Annotated in this window: 4 protein-coding genes; all 4 read left to right on the top strand. The window is 48.0% G+C overall.

Translation table 11 applies throughout. The features are described 5' to 3' along the window. Positions 1-1,047, top strand: a 1,047-nt coding sequence (locus tag C7445_RS14050) for a tetratricopeptide repeat protein (RefSeq protein WP_134161310.1), incomplete at its 5' end; no start/stop codon positions are given. Between the two features lie 185 nt (positions 1,048-1,232). Then, positions 1,233-1,922: a geobacillin-26 family protein gene (locus tag C7445_RS14045; RefSeq protein ID WP_134161309.1), complete on the top strand. Its 690-nt coding sequence runs from the start codon at positions 1,233-1,235 to the stop codon at positions 1,920-1,922. A gap of 504 nt (positions 1,923-2,426) precedes the next feature. Further along, positions 2,427-2,873 carry a hypothetical protein gene (locus C7445_RS14040; RefSeq protein ID WP_134161307.1) on the top strand — a complete coding sequence of 149 codons (447 nt, stop codon included), beginning with the start codon at positions 2,427-2,429 and terminating at the stop codon, positions 2,871-2,873. Positions 2,874-3,060: 187 nt separating this feature from the next. Next, the coding region (locus C7445_RS14035) for an ATP-dependent helicase (RefSeq protein WP_134161305.1) at positions 3,061-4,706 on the top strand (1,646 nt) is incomplete at its 3' end.

Below are 4,706 nucleotides of genomic sequence, written 5' to 3'. Positions count from 1 at the left end.
TATCTAGCGGAACGTTTACAAGTCACCGTGGATATTTTCTTCGGTTCCCACAATGAAATCGTCCAAAAGACGATGATGACCCTCATCCATCAGGCAGAACAGGCAGAACGGCAAGAACGATGGAAAGACGCCTTGGAGATGTGGGAGTCAGCGCACAACTTGTGTGAGGCATACCACTTCACAACATGGGATTTCCATATTAACGCCCACCGGGGTATCACCTTGGTGAACTTGGAACGTTACCAATGCGCTGTCGAAACGCTTCTCCCTCTTGTAGTGGACCCACGACTGCATGACAACCGAGATGTAGCCTATGACATATTGCGTGGTTTGGCGTTGAGCACCCGGCAGTTGGGTCAGTTAAAGATGTCGGAGACGTTTTTCAGGCTCATTCTGCATCTACTCGGGCCTTCAGATGAGCGTTGGATTCGGACCCACATCAACTTGGCAAGCATCTATGAACTCTTGGGTGAACACGACCAGGCGATTCGACATTATGTCACTGCGGCAGAGACCGCGCGACGCATGGGGAATGCGGAGCTTGAAGCGTGGGCGCTCATCGGGTGGACAACCGCGGAGATGAGTTCGGGAGTGACAGAGCACGTGTCGCTGTTGTTAGACAGGGCTCATGATCTAGCCGATTCTCAGCGGGATGAATACCTGTTGTACGCAGTTAGGCATAACAGATTGGTGCTCAAGCGAATTCAACGGGATGCCGATGCATTCCTTCGTGATTACGCAGTTCTATTCAACGAAGTGTCCAGCGATGAATGGAAAGCTCGATTGCTCGAAGAGAAAATCAAGTGGTCCCTAGCTGATCAGAACTGGGATGACGCAGAAACTTGTTTGCACGAGGCCTTAGAGCTTCCCGTGACGACTCCGATTCGAGCCGAACTCTTCATGTTGGGAGGTGAACTCTACAAGCAACGTGGGAAATGGGTTCAAGCCGAGACATACTGGTTGCAAGCTGTAGAAGCATTACGGGCTTGCGGAAGTGAATTGGCCAATCACGTATTACGCGAGCTTCAACGGCTTCCTAGAGAGTAGCAACAAATTCGGTCCCCACTGAAAGGAGGTGAGATGAAGTGAAGAAGCTTGTGTTGTGTGGATGTCTGGTTGTTGCAACCATGTTGGGGTTGACTGCGCTGAAACCAGCAGATGGTGTCATCCCACCAGTTTTGAATTACTTTACGTACCATCAATAAATACATGATTACAGAGAGGTGTTTAACTTGATTAGAAAATCTATATCAGCGGCTTTGGCAGGATCATTGTTAGGATGTTTCTTGATGGTTCCAATTTCTCGCGCTGCAACCACCGATACATCTGAAACACTTAACATTAATGGACAACTATTTGAGATCGATAGAACTACAAACGGTAATGAAACCGAATCAGTTGTGACTTATGGTAGTGAAAAAGTTGTCGCTATATATAACTCCAGCACACATCAGCTATTAATACAAAATCCAGATGGAACCACCAATTATCTTAATTTAGATCATAACAACTATTCCCCAAGCAAGATATCTCCTCAACTGCTTCAAGAAAGTGTTGGGGATCTATGGTGGGGAGATTATTGTTCCGACAACATCCTATCTGGAAGTCAATATTGGTATGCTCAAATAAATGGTTCGACTAGTTGGTCGGGCGAAGAAACCGCATCGAACAGCTCTTATTTAATTAATTTTTGGAATTCTGTATCATCTACAAGAAATGCTGAACTTGCATTCGAAGGCGCTGTAACTAGTGGCGTTGTTAGCGCTGCTATTAGCATCATAACTTCAGAAACAGTTCTCCCAGCAGTGATTGCGGGATTATCTGCTATAGGTTTAGGATTTACAGCTATCTATATGGCAGAACAAGCATGGACAGACCATAGAACAGATGTTATTGCATTTTATCAGATTCCAGGAGCTTAAGATGATAGATAAATAGTCTGTGAAAAAGAGACTTCACTCACATCTATATTTCTATCTCTCAAAACAAGTGAAGTCTCTCTCTTTTCCATCATCTTGATTTTAATTTTTGGAGGATAAGTGATGTTAAGGTTTATATTACCCATTTCCAGTTCTTTTATTTTGCTTGTTTTGTTTGTGATAATGATGTTTAAGCTAAAAAAGACCTTAATCATACTCCCCTTAACTGGCGCCATAATATCATCAATTTTGATTATATTGCTTTTTGCTATGATGCAGAGATAAATACTATAAAAATTTAACTATATTGGATGGAAATCAAAAACCCGCGTGGTCGGATACCGGTGGTTGAAGACTGAATGAGAAAGCTGGTTGGTGTTCCCGTAGATTGTTTCCGTTGGCCATCCTTTGCACATTACTAAACAGGAGCGGGTTTGGATGATCGACTCTGACGACCACAGATTTGGTTACGCGATGGCCATCTCAATAGTAAGGAGGTAATGAGGTATGAAAATAAAGCGAATTTTAGTTGTAACTATCATGGTTTCCTTATTATTTATAATATTTTTAGTTTACTATCTATATACGGCTAGAGAACAAGATATCTTTGTATCAAATGTACTTAAGAAATATATGTATAGCGCGGAAACACTAAGCTTCAAACAGCTTCCTATCGCAACGGTGGATGACTTAGATACGGGGGCGCATTATTTGGCTCCGGATTTAACTAATCCTCGTTTAACCCAGAAAGTCTTCAAGCACAATTTAGCTCTATTAGTAACAAGATCGGCCCAAAGCTATAAGATAATAATTATTAACGCATGGCTTACTAGCCCTGATTTTACACAGGGAACTGCTATTGTCGTCGCTAAATACAGAAATAAGTTTGGACAGTTCAGACAAATAGATCTTCGTGAATCTTTTTCGGTCCCTCATTATAAAATCAAAAATTGATTATATATGGAGTTTATTATTCAATATTACAAAAGACGCTTCGCTTCGATTTAAGTGCGGTAGACATAAAATGGACAGCTCGGTAGTTCGGGCTGCATCAGTTTACAGCGATTATGAAATGGCCTAAACTTGGCGCAGTTCTTCACACCTCACGCGCTATCCTTTCCACAAAGGAGGCGCGTGAGACATGGATACGCGGTGCATCGAAATCCGATATGGCAGTGCTCGTTATCTGTTTGCGTACGAGGAGTTGCACTCATCTGACGTGCAGTCACTGCTTGCCGAATGCTACGCACTCGGCGCCGCAGTTCGCTGTCTCTGCAACCCAGACCGTCCTGTCCCCATGCATCTGCGCCGCGTGCGCATCCGCCCTCCGACGTACACAGTCGTTTCGAATCCCCTGGGTATCCATCATCCGGACTGTCCGCGATTTCGCCAGTCACGTCCTCCAAGCGCGTCTCAGAAAACGCGTGACACACAAGCCGTAGAAACTACGCCAAATCACATCGAAGAATGGCTTCCGCATAGGAGGATATTTGTGCCCACCTTAGATCAGCTGAACGACGCACAACGAGAAGCTGCAACGCACACAAGCGGCCCTTGCATGGTCATCGCCGCGGCCGGTTCAGGAAAGACCGCCATGCTCATCGCGCGCATCCAGTACCTCATCAACCAGGGCGTAAGACCTGGGGACATCCTCGCGTGCACGTTTACGCGCAAGGCCGCGCAGGAGATGACCGACCGTCTGCTTGCCGCCGTGGGCGAACGGGGAAAGGCCGTGACCATCGGGACGATTCATTCGGTCGCATATCGCATGGTCACACCAGAACTCGGGGAGGACTGGCGTGTGCTGTCGGACCCCACGTGGATGATCGAGCGCGTGCTGGAGGAGCCAAGTGGTAAGAATCCGCACGGCGTCGGACCCGCGATGAAGCTAGGCGAGGCCATCTCCGCCATCGCCAAGGCCAAAGCGGACGCGCTCAGCCCGCGTCAAGTGTCGGACCCTTTGGCCAAGGTCTACGCGGCGTATGAGACGCTGAAGGCTGAGCGTAAGACCCTGGACTTCGAGGACATGATCCTCCACGCGATTCGCCTGTTCCGTTCCGACGAAGCGTTCGCCAAGCGATGGCGTCAGCGTTGGCGATACGTTATGGTGGACGAGTTTCAGGACACGAACACGGCGCAGTGGCTGTTCTTGTTGGAACTCGTCAAGGCGCACAACAACCTATTCATCGTAGGGGATGATTGGCAATCGATATATGGCTTTCGCGGAGCACAACCCGGTCTCATGAACGAGTTTTTGCGTCGGTTTCCCGAAGCGAAAAAAGTCTTTCTGGAATGCAACTACCGCTCACACGACCTCATCGTCGATTTGGGCAGTCGCATCATCAACTTGAACGCCGGCCACCAAATTCCGAAACGTGTTACCGCCCATCGAGACATGTCCCAGGACGCTATCACGCAAATCGTGACAGTGCATAGTGATACAGAGGAGGCGCGCTTTGTTGCAAGCGAACTGACGCGCTTGCGTAACGAGTTGGGTATGACGTGGAACGACTTTGCGGTGTTGTATCGAACCAACATTCAGTCCCGACTCTTTGAAGAAGCGCTCGCCGACGCGGACATTCCGTATCACGTCGTCGGCGACAAGCACTTCTACGAATCGCCGGACGTAAAAATCATTCTGGACTACCTGCGGACGACGCAGGACACGTCCGACCCGACCGTGTGGGGGCACTTGCTCAATCGTCCCAAGCGCTATATCCCTATCGACGTCGTGCACGAGGTTCAGCACGGAGGATGGGAGGCGGTGGTCGCGCACCCCAAATGTCG

Origin of the sequence: Alicyclobacillus sacchari (assembly GCF_004366795.1) — a bacterium.
GTDB lineage: Bacteria > Bacillota > Bacilli > Alicyclobacillales > Alicyclobacillaceae > Alicyclobacillus > Alicyclobacillus sacchari.
The sequence above is the reverse complement of the archived record's forward strand: the minus strand, read 5'-3'. Positions and strand labels throughout refer to the sequence as shown.

Coding starts and splice junctions, on each gene's coding strand:
- C7445_RS14040 (WP_134161307.1), top strand. CDS start 2,427: ATGAAAATAAAGCGAATTTTAGTTGTAACTATCATGGTTTCCTTATTA.